General features: G+C 61.5%; 19 protein-coding genes. 13 read left to right on the plus strand and 6 right to left on the minus strand.

Features of this window, described 5'->3' with window-relative positions; translation table 11 throughout:
* Positions 1-272 precede the first annotated feature (272 nt).
* A complete protein-coding gene (gene mgtA / locus A0O30_RS26235) occupies positions 273-2987 on the plus strand; it encodes a magnesium-translocating P-type ATPase (protein ID WP_256589821.1) in 2715 nt (904 codons plus the stop codon).
* A gap of 96 nt (positions 2988-3083) precedes the next feature.
* Here the strand turns inward: mgtA and A0O30_RS26240 are convergent, their stop codons facing one another.
* The 5 genes from A0O30_RS26240 to A0O30_RS26260 form a co-directional block, all read right to left on the minus strand.
* Positions 3084-4310 carry an MFS transporter gene (locus A0O30_RS26240; protein ID WP_105948666.1) on the minus strand — a complete coding sequence of 409 codons (1227 nt, stop codon included), beginning with the start codon at positions 4308-4310 and terminating at the stop codon, positions 3084-3086.
* A 153-nt stretch (positions 4311-4463) separates the two neighbouring features.
* Positions 4464-5174, minus strand: a complete 711-nt coding sequence (locus tag A0O30_RS26245; protein WP_105948653.1) for a TetR/AcrR family transcriptional regulator — start codon at positions 5172-5174, stop codon at positions 4464-4466.
* An 89-nt stretch (positions 5175-5263) separates the two neighbouring features.
* The gene (locus A0O30_RS26250) at positions 5264-6139 is read right to left on the minus strand and encodes a universal stress protein (RefSeq protein WP_105948654.1); all 876 of its coding nucleotides are present in this window, start codon (positions 6137-6139) and stop codon (positions 5264-5266) included.
* Positions 6140-6298: 159 nt separating this feature from the next.
* The gene (locus A0O30_RS26255) at positions 6299-6601 is read right to left on the minus strand and encodes an AzlD family protein (RefSeq protein ID WP_105948668.1); all 303 of its coding nucleotides are present in this window, start codon (positions 6599-6601) and stop codon (positions 6299-6301) included.
* Entirely contained in the window at positions 6598-7317 is a 720-nt protein-coding gene (locus tag A0O30_RS26260) for an AzlC family ABC transporter permease (protein ID WP_105948655.1), read from the minus strand. Before A0O30_RS26260 ends, A0O30_RS26255 begins: the two co-directional genes overlap by 4 nt.
* A 119-nt stretch (positions 7318-7436) precedes the next feature.
* On the opposite strand from A0O30_RS26260, the gene A0O30_RS26265 reads away from it, so the two are divergent.
* Positions 7437-7901 (plus strand): Lrp/AsnC family transcriptional regulator, encoded by a 465-nt coding sequence (locus tag A0O30_RS26265; RefSeq protein ID WP_218274929.1) that lies wholly within the window; start codon positions 7437-7439, stop codon positions 7899-7901.
* Positions 7902-8004: 103 nt separating this feature from the next.
* On the plus strand, positions 8005-8790 hold the full coding sequence (locus A0O30_RS26270) for a 2-keto-4-pentenoate hydratase (protein ID WP_105948656.1): 786 nt from the start codon (positions 8005-8007) through the stop codon (positions 8788-8790).
* Here A0O30_RS26270 and A0O30_RS26275 read toward each other — a convergent pair.
* The gene (locus A0O30_RS26275; protein ID WP_105948657.1) at positions 8780-9598 is read right to left on the minus strand and encodes a helix-turn-helix domain-containing protein; all 819 of its coding nucleotides are present in this window, start codon (positions 9596-9598) and stop codon (positions 8780-8782) included. The genes A0O30_RS26270 and A0O30_RS26275 overlap by 11 nt on opposite strands.
* 106 nt (positions 9599-9704) lie before the next feature.
* On the opposite strand from A0O30_RS26275, the gene A0O30_RS26280 reads away from it, so the two are divergent.
* The 10 genes from A0O30_RS26280 to A0O30_RS26325 form a co-directional block, all read left to right on the plus strand.
* Positions 9705-10019 carry a DUF2834 domain-containing protein gene (locus A0O30_RS26280; protein WP_105948658.1) on the plus strand — a complete coding sequence of 105 codons (315 nt, stop codon included), beginning with the start codon at positions 9705-9707 and terminating at the stop codon, positions 10017-10019.
* Entirely contained in the window at positions 10016-10453 is a 438-nt protein-coding gene (locus tag A0O30_RS26285) for an MAPEG family protein (RefSeq protein ID WP_105948659.1), read from the plus strand. The genes A0O30_RS26280 and A0O30_RS26285 overlap by 4 nt, the downstream gene beginning before the upstream one ends.
* Positions 10454-10533: 80 nt before the next feature.
* On the plus strand, positions 10534-10767 hold the full coding sequence (locus tag A0O30_RS26290; protein ID WP_105948660.1) for a hypothetical protein: 234 nt from the start codon (positions 10534-10536) through the stop codon (positions 10765-10767).
* Between the two features lie 140 nt (positions 10768-10907).
* Positions 10908-11939, plus strand: a complete 1032-nt coding sequence (gene pstS / locus A0O30_RS26295; protein ID WP_105948661.1) for a phosphate ABC transporter substrate-binding protein PstS — start codon at positions 10908-10910, stop codon at positions 11937-11939.
* A 70-nt stretch (positions 11940-12009) separates the two neighbouring features.
* The gene (gene pstC, locus A0O30_RS26300; protein WP_105948662.1) at positions 12010-12975 is read left to right on the plus strand and encodes a phosphate ABC transporter permease subunit PstC; all 966 of its coding nucleotides are present in this window, start codon (positions 12010-12012) and stop codon (positions 12973-12975) included.
* Positions 12975-13868, plus strand: a complete 894-nt coding sequence (pstA, locus tag A0O30_RS26305; RefSeq protein ID WP_016714318.1) for a phosphate ABC transporter permease PstA — start codon at positions 12975-12977, stop codon at positions 13866-13868. The genes pstC and pstA overlap by 1 nt, the downstream gene beginning before the upstream one ends.
* A gap of 51 nt (positions 13869-13919) precedes the next feature.
* Entirely contained in the window at positions 13920-14705 is a 786-nt protein-coding gene (gene pstB / locus A0O30_RS26310; protein WP_060499193.1) for a phosphate ABC transporter ATP-binding protein PstB, read from the plus strand.
* A 90-nt stretch (positions 14706-14795) separates the two neighbouring features.
* Positions 14796-15494 (plus strand): hypothetical protein, encoded by a 699-nt coding sequence (locus A0O30_RS26315; protein ID WP_105948663.1) that lies wholly within the window; start codon positions 14796-14798, stop codon positions 15492-15494.
* Positions 15494-16093 (plus strand): hypothetical protein, encoded by a 600-nt coding sequence (locus A0O30_RS26320; protein ID WP_105948664.1) that lies wholly within the window; start codon positions 15494-15496, stop codon positions 16091-16093. Before A0O30_RS26315 ends, A0O30_RS26320 begins: the two co-directional genes overlap by 1 nt.
* Before the next feature lie 108 nt (positions 16094-16201).
* The coding region (locus tag A0O30_RS26325; protein ID WP_158261467.1) for a transposase at positions 16202-16672 on the plus strand (471 nt) is incomplete at its 3' end.

Below are 16672 nucleotides of genomic sequence, written 5' to 3' on the forward strand. Positions count from 1 at the left end.
CCCTGAATAAAAGATATTGAACGGTATCTTTCCTGCCGAACTTTTTACCTAAAAAGTTCGCGGGGACACTATTGTCCGGCACTTATAAAAAAGGAATACACCATGGACTGCGCGAGTAGAAAGTTCGCTGCCGAAACAACTTCCGACCCTCGGCAGCGGACAGACAACTGTCGGAAAACCCCAGCATTTTTCTGCGACCCGACATGCCTTCGTTCACCGCCTGGGTGAAACGTCTGTGTGTCGTGCCGCCGCAGCGGCAGGAGCACAGCAACATGACTGTCAAACACCGCAACACCCCATCGGCCAACGCCGAACGCCAAACCCGCCTGTCTACCCGCGCCGCCCGTGAAGCGCGTAATGGCCTGGCCGTCACCCTCGCCAACCTGGATGCGACTGAACAGGGCCTGACCGAGCACGAAGCCGCCAAGCGTCTGGAGCGTGATGGTGCCAACCAGGTTGCCCATGACCAGCAACCCCACGCGCTGGTGCAATTGTTCAAGGCCCTGCACAATCCGTTCATCTATGTACTGCTGACCCTGGCCGGGATCAGCTTTGTCACTGACTACTGGCTGCCGGTTCGTGCAGGCGAAACGGACGATGCTGACCTGACCAAAGTCGTCATCATCATGACCATGGTCAGCCTCAGCAGCCTGCTGCGCTTCTGGCAGGAATACCGCTCCAACAAGGCGGCTGACGCGCTCAAGGCAATGGTGCGCACTACCGCCACCGTGCTGCGCCGTGAGCAGGTCGGGCAGGCCCCGCGCCTGCGCGAAGTGCCCATGGACGACCTGGTGGCCGGCGATATCGTGCAGCTTTCTGCCGGCGACATGATCCCCGCTGACATCCGCCTGCTTGAGTCCCGCGACCTGTTCATCAGCCAGGCGGTGCTCACTGGCGAGGCGCTGCCGGTCGAGAAGTACGACACGCTGGGCCACGTTGCGCAAAAGTCCGCCACCGAGCAGGGCGACAGCCAGGGCAACCTGCTAGAGCTGACGAACATCTGCTTCATGGGCACCAACGTGGTCAGCGGCCGTGCCCGCGCAGTGGTGGTCGCCACCGGCCGCCGCACCTATTTCGGCTCGCTGGCCAAGGCCATTGCCGGCTCGCGCAGCCAGACCGCCTTCGACCGTGGGGTGAACAGCGTCAGCAGCCTGCTGATTCGCTTCATGCTGGTGATGGTACCGGTGGTGTTCATGATCAACGGCGTGGTCAAGGGTGACTGGGGGGATGCCTTCCTCTTCGCGCTTGCCGTGGCGGTGGGCCTCACCCCGGAAATGCTACCGATGATCGTCAGCGCCAACCTGGCCAAGGGTGCTGTGGCCATGGCCCGGCGCAAGGTGGTGGTCAAGCGTCTGAACGCTATCCAGAACCTGGGCTCAATGGATGTATTGTGCACTGACAAGACTGGCACGCTTACCCAGGACCGGATCATCCTGGAACACCACGTGCGCTTCGACGGCCAGCGCGACAAGCACATTCTTGAACTGGCGTGGCTCAACAGCCATCACCAAAGCGGTATCCGCAACCTCATGGACCAGGCCGTGCTGCATTTCGCTGGCCAGGACCGTGAGTTCCAGGCGCCCTATGCCTACGCCAAGGTCGACGAACTACCGTTCGATTTCATCCGCCGTCGCCTGTCAGTGGTGGTGAAGAACGCCTTGGGCGATCACCTGTTGGTCAGCAAGGGCGCGGTCGAAGAAATGCTCGCCATCGCCACTCATGTGCAGGAAGGCGGCAGCGTTGTAGCGCTCGATCCGCGCCGCCGCGAGCGCCTGCTGGCCAGCGCCGATGCCTTCAATCAGGATGGCTTCCGGGTGTTGGTGGTCGCCACCCGTGATATCCCGGCGGCCGAAAGCAAGGCGCAATATCACACCGACGACGAGCGCGACCTGGTGATACAGGGTTTCCTGACCTTCCTCGACCCACCCAAGGAAACTGCCGGCCCGGCCATCGCCGCGCTTCGCGACAGGGGCGTGCGGGTGAAGGTGCTGACGGGCGACAACCCGGTGGTCACTTGCAAAGTCTGCCGTGAAGTTGGCCTGGCGCCAGGCCTGCCGTTGCTCGGCGAGGACATCGAGCGGATGGACGACATCACCTTGAAGCGTGAGGTGGGGGCGCGCACCGTTTTTGCCAAGCTCACCCCGCTGCAGAAATCTCGCGTGCTCAAGGCCCTGCAGGGCAATGGTCACACTGTGGGCTTCCTTGGCGATGGCATTAACGATGCTGCAGCCCTGCGTGATGCCGACGTTGGTATCTCGGTGGACAGCGGCACCGACATCGCCAAGGAGTCGGCCGATATCATCCTGCTGGAAAAAAGCCTGATGGTGCTTGAGGAGGGCGTGCTCAAAGGCCGCGAAACCTTTGGCAACATCATGAAGTACCTGTGCATGACGGCCAGTTCCAACTTCGGCAACGTGTTCTCGGTGTTGGTGGCCAGTGCGTTCATTCCGTTCCTGCCGATGCTGGCGATTCACCTGTTGCTGCAGAACCTGATGTACGACTTTTCCCAGCTGTCGCTGCCCTGGGATCGCATGGACAAGGAGTTTCTCAGCGAGCCGCGCAAATGGGACGCCCGCAACATCGGCCGCTTCATGCTGTGGATCGGCCCTACCTCGTCGATCTTCGATATCACCACCTTTGCCCTGATGTGGTACGTGTTCGCCGCCAACAGTGTCGAGATGCAGGCGCTGTTTCAGTCGGGCTGGTTCATTGAGGGCTTGCTGTCACAAACCCTGGTGGTGCACATGCTGCGCACGCGCAAGGTGCCGTTCTTCCAGAGCACTGCTGCGCTGCCGGTGGTGCTGGCGACCGGCCTGGTGATGGCATTGGGGGTCTACATTCCGTTCTCGCCCGTAGGCGCGATGGTCGGCCTGGTGCCGCTGCCGTGGGCGTATTTCCCTTGGCTGGTCGCCACCTTGCTGGGCTACTGCGTGGTCGCCCAAGCCATGAAGGCGCTGTATATCCGCCGTTTTGGGCAGTGGTTCTGAGCCACTCGTGGAGCGCAAGGCATACGTGCAAGTGTTACGTGATTGATGGAGCGGGCTTGCCCGCGAGGGGCTGCACAGCAGCCCCGGTACTACAACTCAGCCTGGCTGCGTCGCCAGGCTGTTGCTGACGTTGCGGCCCAGCACCAACACCGTGACAAAGCCGCAGCCTACCAGCGCCGTGGCCAGGCTCAGCAGCACCGCTGTGCCCATGTGGTCGACCACCTGGCCGCCGAAGAACGAGCCCACGGCAATGATCACCTGGAACATGGCCACGAACAGCGGCATGCCACGCTCGACATCCTTGGGGGCTACGACAAACATCCAGATGTTGGCGCAGGCCGGGAACGCACCGAAGGCGAAGCCCCACAGTGCGATCAGCATCGCGGCGCCGGTCATGCCGGTGGCGAAGTGCGGGAACAGGGCTGTGCTGACGGCGATCATCAACGCGACCAGCATCAGGGTATGGCGCACGCTGCGGTTGGCTGCAAAGCCGGCGAAGATGTTACCCATGAAGCCGGCCACACCATACAGCAGCAACAAGGAGCCGATCGTAGGCCCGTCGAAGCCGGCATTCTGTTTGAAGAACGGTGCAACGTAGGTGTATGCGGCAAAGTGCGCCAGGCCAATCAGCAACACGGCGATCAGGCCGACCCGCGCTTGCGGGTTGATGAACAGCGCCGGCAGGTCACTGATGCGAATGGCCTTTTCCGGCATCAGCCGTGGCAGCAGGAACACTTGCGCCAGCAGCACGGGCACGCCCACCAGCGCGGTCACCAGGAAGGTCATGCGCCAGCCCATCAGGCCACTCAGCCAGGTGCCCACGGGTACACCCACGACGGTTGCCAGGGTTACGCCAGCCATGATGATGGAGTTGGCCTTGGCCACGCCCATGCCGTCAGGTGCCAGTCGGCCGCTGAGGGCGATGGCGGTCGCCCAGAAACCACCAATGCTGACGCCCAGCAGCACGCGGCCGACCAACAACAGGTTGAAGTCGCCGGCATAGGCCACGATCGCGTTGGCGATGATCATGATCAGCGTCAGGCCGATCAGCAGGTAGCGCCGGTCCAGCGCACCCACGCCGACGGAAATCAGGGGCGCGGCCAATGCGGCCATGATGCCGGGCAGGGTCACCATCAGGCCGGCAAGGCCGGCACTGATGCCCAGGTCGCTGGCCACATCGTTGAGCACCCCCACCGGGAGGAACTCACTGGTGACCAGGGCGAAGGCACCCACGGCGACCGAGAGGATTGCCAGCCATTGCTGCAGGACACTCTGTTGACTATGTTCGGGAAGGCCGCGAGGGGCCTGGCGGTTGCTTGGCATGGGGTTCGGTTCCATGAGGGATATCGCCTGTAGCAGGCGCAGGAGCGGGGGGATTTGCAGGGGATTATAGGGACGGCCTTGTCAGGCCGACAGGCAGGCCGCTTGATAGTAAACATCAGCGCAATCGATGAAACACCTGGCGTAGAGCGCTTGTTATCGCTGTGTCGCCGTGCATGGCTGTTTCGGGACGACGCCCCCCAGCACCATCTGGATAACCGTGCGGGTGGCGCGATCAAAGTCCGATTTGTCCGGTTGGGCCACGCCTCTGACCTGCGACATTTGCCAGGCCAGGTTGGTATACGTGCGCGTTGCCGACCAGATGAAGATCATCAGGTGTTCAGGGTCACAGGGCGCCAGGCGGCCATGATCGATCCAGTCGCGCAGGCAGGCAACGTTGCGCCGGGCTTCTTCGTGTAGCAGGTTTTTGCACGCCTCAGGCAGGCGCCTGCCCCCAGAGAGCAGTTCCTGGCTGAACACTGCAGCGCTGAACGGGTGCTCCCGAATGATGCGGATGCGGGCTTTGATATAGGCCCGCAACCCCGCTATCGGGTCGTCGTTCTTTCGCAGTGCTGCCGAGGCCTTCACCAACGGCTCGACAAAACTCATCAGCACCTGGACGTACAGGTTCTCTTTTGTCTGGAAGTAGTAGTAGAGGTTGGCCTTGGGTACCCCGGCACGCTCGGCGATATCGTGCGAATGGGTGGCGGTGAAGCCGGTCAAGGCAAACGACTCGCTGGCTGCCTTCAGAATCAGCTTCTGATTCTTGCGTCGTATACCGGGATTACCCAACGCATGATCGATTGTGCCGTACGGGGGGCTAGCGTCTTCGTCGGCAGTGTCTGGCGTGTCGGGCTGAGCGTACATCACGGCATCGTTCGGGCTTTATGGATTCGCTGTATATAAAAGTATATAGCGAATTTGCATGCGATGTCCGCTCAGCTTCGTTCAGAGGCTTAGGGTGCCACCAGCACATCACACTGCGATTCGTTCAGTACATGCTTGGTGACGCTACCCACCAACAGTTCCTCCAGCGCGCTAGTACCCTGCTTGCCGACCACGATCAGGTCGCATTCCAGCTCCTGTTCCTGTTCGGCAATGCGCCAGCCAGGGTCGCCATGCACCACGATCTGCCGTGCATCGGGCATGCCGGCAGCCTTGCTCAGGGCGGCGAGCTGTGTCACTGCATCCTTGCGGATCACATTGCGGTAGTGGGTGAAGGTGTCGTGATCGATATGGGCGAAGCGCACGCTGCTTTCGAACGGAGCTTCGTACACATGTAGCAGGATGATCTCGGCCTGTGGGGCAATACGCCTGGCCAACGCGATGGCGCGCAGCGACACGGGGGAAAAGTCGACGGGAACCAGCACGGTGCGGTAGGCATCACGAGGGGCAGGCTTGACCACCAGCAAAGGGCAGGGCATGCGTGTGAGCATTTTCTGCACGGTCGAGCCCAGCAGCAGGCGCCGGGCCACGCTTTGGCCCCTGGCGCCGCACACCAGCAGGCTGCTGTGCTTGTCCTGTACCACCCGGGTGATTTCCGTGGTCACCGAGCCGCTGGCAACCTGCACACCTGCAGAGATGTCGTAGCGCTGGAACAGCATGGCGGCCAGCGCGTGGATTTTTTCCCCGGCGCTATCCAGTACGCGCTTCAACAGGTCGTCGTCAGGCACGACCAACTGCTTCAGGCGCTCGAAGGGTGCAGGGTTGGCAACGTAGAGCAGGTCAAGCGAGGCCTGTTGCGCCTTGCTCAGGTAGGCGGCGCGCTCCGCAGCGTTGCGGGCATAGGGGGACAGGTCGGTGGCAACCAGTATGTGTTTCAGCGGGTTCATGTGGGGCTCCTTGTCCAAGGTCGCGCACAAGGGTCGAGGGTGAACCTTGAGCCCTGTGCGCCTGGCGGTGCTTGAGTCATTCCGTGCTTGCAACCATCGTCGCGCGAACCCGGCGCGAGGGCTTGATGTGTGTCAATGGAATGGAGAAGCCGCAGCGGATCATGCGGGCAACAGCACGCGCAGCACCCCTGTGACGACAATGGCAAACACCACCACCGGTAAGAGGGAAAAGCGCGTAGCTGCATACACCGTAAGCCCTAGCGCAATCAGGTCGGCCGGGTGCCCGGAAACGAACTTCGGTGCGATCACGGCAATCAGCACGCAGCCGGGTGCAGCGTTCAGCACTTGGGTCAGTTGTGGCCCCAGGGTGCGGTTACGCAGCAGCAGAAAACCCAGCGCACGGGTCAGGTAGGTAACCACGGCCATGCCCACTATGGTGATCAGCGTAGCAACGTCAATCATGGCTTGGCCCACAGGTAAGCGGTCACCAGGCCGGCCACGGTACCCGCGAGCACGTACCAGCCACCGGGAATCAGCAGGTAGAACAGCGCTGCGGTGAACAGGCTGAACAGCCATGGCAGGGCGGCATGCACGCCTTTCCACATGCCTTTGAGCAGCACCAGGAAGACCGCAGCGAAGGCCATGTCGAAGCCGTAGCTGCGCAGGTCGCCGAGCAACGGCCCGATTTGCGCGCCAAGGCTGGTGAAAGCCACCCAGGTGACCCACAGGCACAACGCTATGCCCATGAAGTATCGCAGGCTGAAGTCGCCGCGCTGACGTGCATCGGCCAAGCCCATGGCCCAGCTCTCGTCACACATGAAAAACAGCGCCGCCAATGCCTTGGGCAGGGGCAGATGGCGCAAATACGGTGCCAGGGTCGCGCCCATCAGCAGGTGGCGGCTGTTGACCAGCAAGGTCATGGCAACAATCACCAGGATTGCCGGCGGTGATGTCCACAGCTCGATAGCGGCGAACTCCGAGCCACCACCGAAGTTGAGCCCGGTCATCAGTGCCACTTCGCCGGCTGCCAGCTGGTGCTGCGAAGCTTGCGCGCCGAGTACCAGGGCGAAGGGGATGAACCCCAGCAGCACCGGCACGGCGGCGATGGCGCCACGGCGCAGCTCTCCCTGCGGTGTGGTGGCGGGGGGATTGTTCAGTACAGGTTCAAGGGTATTCATGGTCACCTCCAGTGGAGGAAAAGTATTCCAATGAATCGCTGAAATTGGCTTGCGTAGTTGCGTTGATGCGCAGAGCATTTGGCATCTGCTACCGAAAATATCGAAGAAGAGGTTAGTCAATGCCAATCAAGCTTGATGCCATCGACCGGCGCATCCTGCGAGCACTGCAGCGCGACGGCAGGTTGCAGAACCAGGAACTGGCCAAACAGGTGGGGTTGTCTCCCTCGCCGTGCCTGCGACGGGTACGCCTGCTGGAGGAGGCCGGGGTGATCGAGCGCTACGTAGCCTTGCTGGACCCGGCCAAGGTCGCGCTGGGCCTGACCCTGTTCGTGCGGGTATGGCTGAAACGTCAGGACCAGGACACCACTGACGCGTTTGTCGAGGCCGTACGCCAGTTGCCCGAAGTGGTGGAATGCCATGTGATGGCGGGCGATTGCGACTTGCTGTTGCGGGTGGTGGCGGCAGACCTGGAAGCGTATCGGCGTTTTCAGATCAAGCACCTGACCAGCCTGAGCGTGGTGCAGAACGTGAAGACTGAAGTGCCGATGGAGAAGATCAAGCTGACCACCGAGCTGCCGGTGTAGCCGAACAGTTTGTGATGCCAGGTATCACGACAATATATTTATCCTTATCAATTTCAGGCCCTAGCATCTGTCGTCCGCCATCACCCATCCTCATGAGGTCTTGATGAACAGTCCGCTCTTCGTACACCAACGTACCGCAGCCTTGCTTCTGCAGCACTGGCACAGCGGTGACCTGCTGACGGAGCTGCCCGCCAGCCTCAGGCCCGAGACGCTGACGCAAGGCTACGACAGCCAGGACCAGTTGTTTGCTGCCGCCGCTGGCCCGCGCGCCGGGTGGAAGCTGGGTGTCGGCAGCCCCGCGGGCATGCGTGCAGCCAATTTGTCCCGGCCCCTGATTGGCCAGCTGGAAGCCAAGCGCTGCCACGCAAGCGGTGTGCACATCGAACTGCCTGCTGTAACGCCCGTCACTATCGAATGCGAGGTCGCCTTCGTGCTCGACCGTGATATCGCCCCGCAAGCCGGGCGGGTACCGGTCAGTGAGGATATCCGCGCCACCTGCGTCACGTTCGAAGTGGTGCGCTCGCGTTTCGTTGACCGCAAGGCTGTCGGCTGGCCGAGCTTTGTCGCGGACAACGTCGGGTTTGAAGCACTGGTGGTCAGCGACAGCCTGGGCGCAGGTATCGACATACCCCTGTTGGCCGACCTGGCGGAAACCACCGAGGTTTACGTGGACGGTGAATGTCGGGCGCGGGGTTTGTCTGGCGATGCGGCAACCGACCCGCTGGTATCGCTGGCTCACCTTTATGCCCACGCCGCCGAGCGTGGGCAGACCCTGAAGGCGGGTGATGTGGTGACCACCGGGGCGATGTGCCAGCCGTTCGACCTGAATGGAACCGGGCATCAGGTCAGTGCCAGGTTCCTGGGCCAGACGTTGTCGTTCACCCTGTAACGGCCGACCACTGTTCGAATGCCGCCTGCATCCGCTGCCGTGTCTGTGGGTCGGCAGGGATCAGGTGCTCGATGCGCAGTGATTGCACGGTAATGTCCTGCGGCATGCCGAACGTGGTGAAGGTGGACAGAAACGTCAGCACGCCGTAAGGCGTGCATACACGGGTGAGCAACACGGGAGCCGCCACCGCCGTTTCAAGCGGGCTGACCGGGGCCGGCAGGCCGTGCAAGCGCTCGGCCAGTGCCGGGTTGCCGGCGGCCTCCCTGGTGGCGCGCTGCCAGGCAGCGGCGCGGATCTCCTGCGCATTGGCCAGGTGATCGCCCAGGCCGCCAGGGCAGAGCAGTGTTTGCAACAGGTTGAGCCCTGTCACTGGTTGCGCCGTAACACCTGCCATCGCCAACAGCAGGCCGGTGCTGGTATTGGCTGCGATGACGTCCCAGTTGCTGTCGATGACGATGGCCGGTGCGGGGTTGTTCACCTGCAGGATATGGTCGATAGCGGTATGGACCAACGCCAGTTCAGGCGCATCGAGTGGCGAGGCCGCGTAGCGGGGCGCGTACCCGGCGGCGACGAATACCTCATTACACAACGCCAGCGGCGCGCCAAGGGCCGAAAGCAGGGCATGCAAGGTGCTCGGGCTGGCCTTGGCGCGCCCGGTTTCCACACAGCTCAGGTGACGCTGCGACAGCCCCGCCAGCAGCGCCAGTTCCAGTTGGCTGAGGTTGGCCTGCCGGCGCAGCTGACGCAGATGCTGGCCCGCCGGGGTCTGTGGGGCTGGGGTGTTTCGATGGAAAAGATGCGGATTCATGCGTTGCCCTGATCGTCCTTGAGTGCAATGTCCATGACCTCACGGGTCATTGAGCGCAAGCAACCCTATCACTACTGTGCTGGCAAACCCTACCAAGGAGAACGAGATGGGCTTGCGTATCTGCGCGCTGGCATTGCTGGTGCTGTTTTCGCTGTATACCGGCTGGACGATGCTGATGGCCGAGCAGTCGCTGCTGGCGTTCGGGCTGGCACTGTTTTCGCGGCCAGACACCGCCCAGGTGGTCATTGACCTGTACTTGATGGCGGGCCTGGCTTGCGTCTGGATGGTGGCGGACAACCGTAAGCGAGGGCGCGGAGGGCTCACGGTGCTGCCCTACCTGTTGCTGACCGTTGTGTTCGTTTCATTGGGGCCGTTGCTGTACCTGGTGGTCAGAGGCGTTACCGGAGGGCGCCAGCCATGAGCAATACCCTGAATGTCTTTGCGCTTTGCGTAGTCGCGTTGTTCCTGAAGATGTTCCTGGTCTCCTGTTATCAGGGCTATCACCGCTTGCGCGTTGTCGCGTTCACCAACCCGGAGGATGCCGCTGTCTTCAAGCGCGCCCCTTTGCCAGCGGAGCGCCCGCAGGTAATCCGCGCCGCCAGAGTGTGGGCCAATGATCTTGAGAACATCCCGGCTTTTTTTGCCCTTGGCGGGCTGGCCATTGCACTGGATTCGCCTGCTGCGCTCACCGCATGGCTGTGCGTCGTGTTCACTTTGGCCAGGGGCCTGCACACAGGGGCCTACCTGGCGGCGCTGCAGCCTTGGCGAACACTCTTCTATGGGATCGGCGTGCTCTGCCTGCTGGGCTTTTGCGTGCTCATCCTGATGAAGGTATTCAGCCTTCACCGTGCCTGATGAGCGCACGCGCAATTTTACATGAGTCAGCTTGATGCTTTCCCTTAGCGGTACTAATACTAAAGAACTGCCGAAGAGGGATGATCATGCAGACGCGCTTCGTTGTGGTTCCTGCCGTGCCGCTCCAGAAAGAAATCTACCCACGCCGCCTCGGCTTTCCTGCCGTGTTGGCGGAGGGCTACGACCTTTATGACACGCAAGACAAGATGCGCCTGAGCCTCAACTTCCCGACCCGGGCTGCGGCGGAGTTCGAGTGCCTATGCCGTAACCGCTGCCCTGAAACAGATGAGGGGGGTATTGCCGGCCTTGGTTGATGCCGGTGAGCCGCGCATGGCATCAATCTGCCGTGATGGCGCAACCAGAAAGCTCTAACGTGCGGCCTGCCATTCAATAGTCACAAAGCTGTAACACAGCTGATGCAAAGTGTGCCGGCCATCACACGGAGCACATTTTGATGAAACGCCTGATGAAGTCTGCTGCACTCGCTGTTGCCGTTTCCCTCTGCGCCACTTCGGCAGCCTTTGCTTCCGAAAACGTTCGCCTGACCGGTTCCGGTGCCAGCTTCCCTGCACCCATCTACCTGACCTGGTTCAAGGACTTCAGCAAGAACACCGCTGGCGTCACCGTTGATTACCAGTCCAAGGGGAGCGGGGCGGGCGTACAGGACTTCCTGAACAAGACCGTCGACTTCGCCGCCAGCGACTCGGCCATGAGCGAAGCAGACATTGCCAAGGTTGGCGAAGGCGTGCAGTTGCTGCCAATGACCGCCGGTGAAATCGTGCTGGCTTACAACCTGCCGGGCAACCCTAAAGGCCTGAAGCTGCCGCGCGATGTGTACTCCAACATCTTCCTCGGCAAGATCACCCAGTGGAACGACCCGCAAATCGTTGCGGCCAACCCTGAGCTGAAGCTGCCTGCCACCCCGATCACCGTGGTGGTACGTGCCGACTCCAGCGGTACCACCGCGGTCTTCACCAAGCACCTGTCGGCCATCAACGCTGACTTCAAGCAAGGGCTGGGTGAAGGCAACACCGTTAACTGGCCGGCCACTGACAAGTTCATCAAGTCGCCGAAAAACGATGGCGTAACCGCCACCGTCCGCCAGACCCCAGGCGCCATCGGCTACATCGAGTACGGTTTTGCCAAGCTGGCCAAGGTCGACTTCGCCGTGCTGCAGAACAAGGCTGGCCAATACGTCGTGCCTAACGCCGAGAGCGGCGCCGAGGCACTGGCTGCGGTGAACATGCCGGAAAACCTGGTGGCCTGGCTGCCGGACCCAACCGGTGCCAAGTCCTACCCGATCACTTCCTACACCTGGATGATCTTCCGCAAGGACAACGGCAACCCGGCCAAGGCCAAAGCCATGCGTGAAATGGTCGAGTACAGCCTGACCAAAGGCCAGACCATCGCCGATTCGATGGGTTACATCCCGCTGCCACCGTCGGTTGTCGACCAGGTGCGCAAAGCGTCGGCCAACATCCAGTAATACCCAGGCGCTCCCGGTATGGCAGTGAAGCCGTGCCGGGAGTGTTTGTCCCTTGTCCCGGAATTTGCCCATGAACACACCCTTTGCCATACCGGATAACCCCGACTCCGCGTGCCAGCCACCGTCTGCGAAAGACTTCCTGGTTGACCGTACCTTCCGTGCGCTTGCACGCATTGGTGTGGTGCTGGTACTGGCGCTGGTCGTCGCGCTGGTCTACGAAGTGGGCCGCAAGGCACTGCCAGGCATTGAAAAACACGGTTTTGACGTGCTGTTCGGCACTGTCTGGGACGTTAACCAAGGCAAGTACGGTATTCTGCCAGCGATCTGGGGCACGCTTTACAGCGCCCTTATCGCACTGTTGATCGCCGGTTTCTTCGGCGTCAGCATGGCCATTTTCCTTACCCAGGATTTCCTGCCGGCACGGCTGGCTGCCGTGTTCCGCACCATCGTCGAGCTGCTCGCCGCCATCCCCAGCGTGGTGTATGGCCTGTGGGGCATCTACGTCGTTATCCCGGCCATCCGCCCGCTGACCACCTGGTTGAACAGCGAGCTGGGCTGGATCCCGTTCTTCGGCACCTCCCTGAGTGGCCCTGGCCTGCTGCCTGCGGCGCTGGTGTTGGCCATTATGATCCTGCCGACCATTGCCGCCGTTTCTCAGGATGCGCTCACCAGCGTACCGATGAAAACCAAGCAGGCGGCCTACGGCATGGGCACCACGCACTGGGAAGCCATCCTCAAGGTGATGGTGCCATCCGCTGCCACCGGCATCTTCGGCTCGCTGGTGCTGGGCCTGGGCCGTGCCCTGGGTGAAACCATGGCGCTGGCCATGCTGGTCGGCAACGCCAACACCATTTCCGTGTCCCTGTTCGCCCCGGCCAACACCCTGGCGGCGCTGTTGGCGCTGAACTTCCCGGAAGCCGGCCCGAACGAGGTCGAAGTACTGATGTACGCCGCACTGGTGCTGATGTTCATCACCCTGCTGGTGAACGTGCTCGGCTCGATGATCATGCTCTACGCCCAGCGGGGTAACAAATAATGACTGACCTCAGCACCCCAACAACTGCTTTGCCCAGCCTGCAGCGCAAGCTGGAAGGCCGTGCCCTGCGCAGCCTGATATTGACCACGCTGGCCTGGGTTGCGGCGCTGGTGGCCAGCGTGCCGCTGATCTCCGTGCTGTACATGCTGGTTACCCGCGGCGGTGCACGCCTTAACCTGGAAGTGTTCACCGAGCTGCCACCCACCGGCTTCGAAATGGGCGGTGGCTTCGGCAACGCCATGGCCGGTACCTTCGTCATGGTCGGTATCGCCGCGGCCATCGCGGTGCCGGTTGGCATCCTGGCGGCGGTATTCCTGGCCGAACTCGGGCCGGACAGCAAGCTGGCCAACGCCGCGCGCTTTGCCGCCAAGATGCTCACTGGCCTGCCGTCGATCCTGGCCGGTGTATTTGCCTACGCCCTGGTGGTGATGACCACCGGTACCTATTCGGCGCCGGCAGGTGGCGTGGCACTGGCGGTACTGATGCTGCCGATCGTGGTGCTGACCGCCGAAGAGTCGATGAAGATGGTGCCCAAGATCATGAAAGATGCTGCCTACGGCATGGGTTGCACCCGTGCACAGGTGATCTGGAAGATCGTCTTGCCCACCGGCCTGCCGGCCATCCTGACCGGCGTCATGCTGGCCGTGGCCCGCGCCGCTGGCGAAACCGCGCCTCTGCTGTTCACCGCGCTGTTCAGCAACTACTGGATTTATCACGACGGCAGCCTGGCGGTCATGAACCCGACTGCCTCGCTGGCCGTACTGATTTACAACTTCTCCGGCATGCCGTTCGACAACCAGCTGGAGCTCGCCTGGGCAGCCTCGCTGGTACTGGTAATGATCGTGCTGGTAATCAACATTCTTAGCCGTGTATTCGGCAAGCCCAAGTATTGAGAAAGGGAGCATCCAAACTTGAACGTATCCACAGCACAAAAGGCCGCTCCCATGGTCAACGAAGCCCCCATCGTCATGGACTGCAAGCTGGACAAGATCTTCTACGGCAACTTCATGGCCGTACGCGACAGCCATGTGCCGATCCGCAAGAACGAAATCACCGGCTTCATCGGGCCGTCCGGCTGCGGCAAGAGTACCGTGCTGCGTAGCCTCAACCGCATGAACGACCTGGTCAAAGGCTTCCGCTTCGAAGGGCATGTGCACTTCCTGGGCCAGGATGTCTACGGCAAGGGCGTCGACCCGGTAGTCGTGCGCCGCTACATCGGCATGGTGTTCCAGCAGCCCAACCCGTTCTCGATGAGCATCTTCGACAACGTTGCCTTCGGCCTGCGCCTGAACCGCTACAAGGGCGACCTGGGTGACCGCGTGAAGCACGCCCTGCAAGGCGCCGCCCTGTGGGACGAAGTGAAGGACAAGCTCAAGGTCAGCGGCCTGTCCCTGTCTGGCGGCCAGCAGCAGCGTCTGTGTATCGCGCGCGCCATCGCCACCGAACCGGAGGTGCTGCTGCTGGACGAGCCGTGCTCGGCACTCGACCCGATCGCTACCCGCCGCGTGGAAGAGCTGATGGTCGAACTGAAGAAGGACTACACCATCGCGCTGGTCACCCACAACATGCAGCAGGCGATTCGTGTCGCCGACACCACCGCGTTCTTCTCGGTCGATATCTCCCAGGGTACCCGTACCGGTTACCTGGTCGAGATGGGCCCGACCACGCAGATTTTCCAGAACCCGCGTGAACAACTGACTGCCGACTACATCAGCGGCAAGTTCAGCTGATCACTTTTCAAGGTGGCCGGGCGTTGCAGCCAGGGAGGCTGCAACGCCCGGCCGCGTTACCTTCCGTTAAAGTGTTACCCAGGATTTCCAATGCGAGCGATGCGTCGTCTTGATCTGTCAGCGGTAGAGCGCGCACTGCGTGAGGTGCAGGGCCGCTTTGCCGAACTCAGCCAGCATTTCACCGAACCGAGGGACCCGTTCACCGACGAGGTGCTGCTGAATGTGCTTGAAGGCTATGCCCTGATTGACGACTATGTCGCTCGCGGTATCGACCTGTTCGACCTGCAACAGCTGAACCTGATGCTGGAAATCAATGCCACCGTGCTGTGCGGCAGCGACCCGGCCCGCCGCCTGGAGTTCGCCCCTCACCTGGCTGCAACCGAGGCGCACTTTTTCAACAACGTCGAAGGTGGCATCAAGGATTTGTACAACTGGTACTGCTCGTACCGCAGCGATTCGGTCTGGAAGCGGGCTGCCGGTGTGTATGTACGTATCCTCAGCAAGCCGCAGCTGTTCATCGAAGGCAACAACCGCACGGGTTCGCTCATTGTCAGCTATTTGCTGATGCGTGCCGGGCTGCCGCCATTCGTGCTGTCGCTGGATAACGCCGAGGGTTACTTCAACCCGTCCTCGGTCATTCGCAACTCCGCCAAACACGGTGTCAAGGCTTTGTACGAACTACCCAAAATCAAGAAAAAGTACGCCGCTTTCCTTGAAGCGAAGGCGCCTGAGCCCGGCAAGTTCTTCCTGAGCAGTACGCCTGTGCCTGCCTGCGAGAGGAGCCGCTGATGCTTCGTTCATCCATGCTCCAGCGCGGGCGCCAAGCCATCGAGCGCAAGCTCAAACGTGGCCAGGTGCGCATTTCCTTCGATATCGACGACACGCTCGCCTGCCTGCCTGAGCACGCTGATGCCGAGGACAGCAAGCTGCCGGGCTTCGTCCACCGCTGGTTGGGCGAACCCCTGCGCAGTGGCACGCGTTCGCTGATCCGCGACCTGCGCCGCCAGGGTTGCAGCATCTGGATCTATACCTCCTCGGGGCGCACACCGGCCTATATTCGCCGCTGGCTGATGCTGTATGGCATCCATGTCGATGGCGTGGTCAACAGCGACCGGCACCAACACATCCTGGCCCAGAAGGGCCTGGAGAATTCCCCCTCGAAGTTGCCTTCGGCGTTCGATATCGACCTGCATGTCGATGACTCCGAAGGGGTTCGGCTGGAAGGCGTCGACCACGGGTTCCGCGTTGTGGTCGTGTGCCCGAAGGATGAGAACTGGACACAGAAGGTGAAGGACGCGGCGGTCGATGTGCAGGCACGGCTGGCCTGGCAGCAACCGCACCGCTACGAAATGCCACTGCGCCAGCGTTCGCAGGCGCTTGCTTCCTGAAGTAAAGCGATAAAGGGGCTGCTTTGCAGCCCATCGCCGGCAAGCCAGCTCCCACATGTACAGCGCAAACCTCAAGTTATGCGCGGTCTCTGGACTGCCCCCAAGAAGTTGGACACCAATCCAACCCTTGGGGGATTTATGGGCAAATACTCAGAGCAGTTCAAGCTCACGGCGATCACGGCCTATCTGGAAGGCAGCAACGGCTTTCGCAAAGTGGCCCGACACTTGGGCATCGATTTCAGTTTGCTTCGGCGCTGGGTTGCCAGTTACCGATCCACCGCCAGCCTCAGTCCCCGCCCACATGGCCAGCGCTACACTGAGGACTTCAAACGGCAGGTACTCAAGCACATGCTTGAGCATCGACTCTCGCTGCGCCAAACAGCTGCGCACTTTGATCTTGGACAGTCCTCACAGATAGGCATTTGGCTGCGGCAGCACTACAGTGGCAGTCCTGCCACCTCTGTCGCCAACCAAAGAAGATCAGCCGTGCCCAAGAAAGTTAAGCCAATCAAGCCCACAGACACCAATGACGCAGAGAAATCCCGCGAGCAGTTGTTGGGTGAGCTCGAATACATGCGC

Source organism: Pseudomonas sp. LLC-1 (assembly GCF_002992185.1).
GTDB classification, from domain to species: domain Bacteria; phylum Pseudomonadota; class Gammaproteobacteria; order Pseudomonadales; family Pseudomonadaceae; genus Aquipseudomonas; species Aquipseudomonas monteilii.

Excerpts from the sequence above, each read along its gene's own strand:
- pstC (WP_105948662.1), top strand. The coding sequence starts at position 12,010 with ATGAACACACCCTTTGCCATACCGGATAACCCCGACTCCGCGTGCCAG.
- A0O30_RS26290 (WP_105948660.1), top strand. The coding sequence starts at position 10,534 with ATGATCATGCAGACGCGCTTCGTTGTGGTTCCTGCCGTGCCGCTCCAG.
- A0O30_RS26270 (WP_105948656.1), top strand. The coding sequence starts at position 8,005 with ATGAACAGTCCGCTCTTCGTACACCAACGTACCGCAGCCTTGCTTCTG.
- A0O30_RS26315 (WP_105948663.1), top strand. The coding sequence starts at position 14,796 with ATGCGAGCGATGCGTCGTCTTGATCTGTCAGCGGTAGAGCGCGCACTG.
- A0O30_RS26240 (WP_105948666.1), bottom strand. The coding sequence starts at position 4,310 with ATGCCAAGCAACCGCCAGGCCCCTCGCGGCCTTCCCGAACATAGTCAA.
- pstA (WP_016714318.1), top strand. The coding sequence starts at position 12,975 with ATGACTGACCTCAGCACCCCAACAACTGCTTTGCCCAGCCTGCAGCGC.
- A0O30_RS26265 (WP_218274929.1), top strand. The coding sequence starts at position 7,437 with ATGCCAATCAAGCTTGATGCCATCGACCGGCGCATCCTGCGAGCACTG.
- A0O30_RS26275 (WP_105948657.1), bottom strand. The coding sequence starts at position 9,598 with ATGAATCCGCATCTTTTCCATCGAAACACCCCAGCCCCACAGACCCCG.
- pstS (WP_105948661.1), top strand. The coding sequence starts at position 10,908 with ATGAAACGCCTGATGAAGTCTGCTGCACTCGCTGTTGCCGTTTCCCTC.
- A0O30_RS26285 (WP_105948659.1), top strand. The coding sequence starts at position 10,016 with ATGAGCAATACCCTGAATGTCTTTGCGCTTTGCGTAGTCGCGTTGTTC.
- pstB (WP_060499193.1), top strand. The coding sequence starts at position 13,920 with ATGGTCAACGAAGCCCCCATCGTCATGGACTGCAAGCTGGACAAGATC.
- A0O30_RS26250 (WP_105948654.1), bottom strand. The coding sequence starts at position 6,139 with ATGAACCCGCTGAAACACATACTGGTTGCCACCGACCTGTCCCCCTAT.
- A0O30_RS26255 (WP_105948668.1), bottom strand. The coding sequence starts at position 6,601 with ATGATTGACGTTGCTACGCTGATCACCATAGTGGGCATGGCCGTGGTT.
- mgtA (WP_256589821.1), top strand. The coding sequence starts at position 273 with ATGACTGTCAAACACCGCAACACCCCATCGGCCAACGCCGAACGCCAA.
- A0O30_RS26260 (WP_105948655.1), bottom strand. The coding sequence starts at position 7,317 with ATGAATACCCTTGAACCTGTACTGAACAATCCCCCCGCCACCACACCG.
- A0O30_RS26245 (WP_105948653.1), bottom strand. The coding sequence starts at position 5,174 with ATGTACGCTCAGCCCGACACGCCAGACACTGCCGACGAAGACGCTAGC.
- A0O30_RS26280 (WP_105948658.1), top strand. The coding sequence starts at position 9,705 with ATGGGCTTGCGTATCTGCGCGCTGGCATTGCTGGTGCTGTTTTCGCTG.
- A0O30_RS26320 (WP_105948664.1), top strand. The coding sequence starts at position 15,494 with ATGCTTCGTTCATCCATGCTCCAGCGCGGGCGCCAAGCCATCGAGCGC.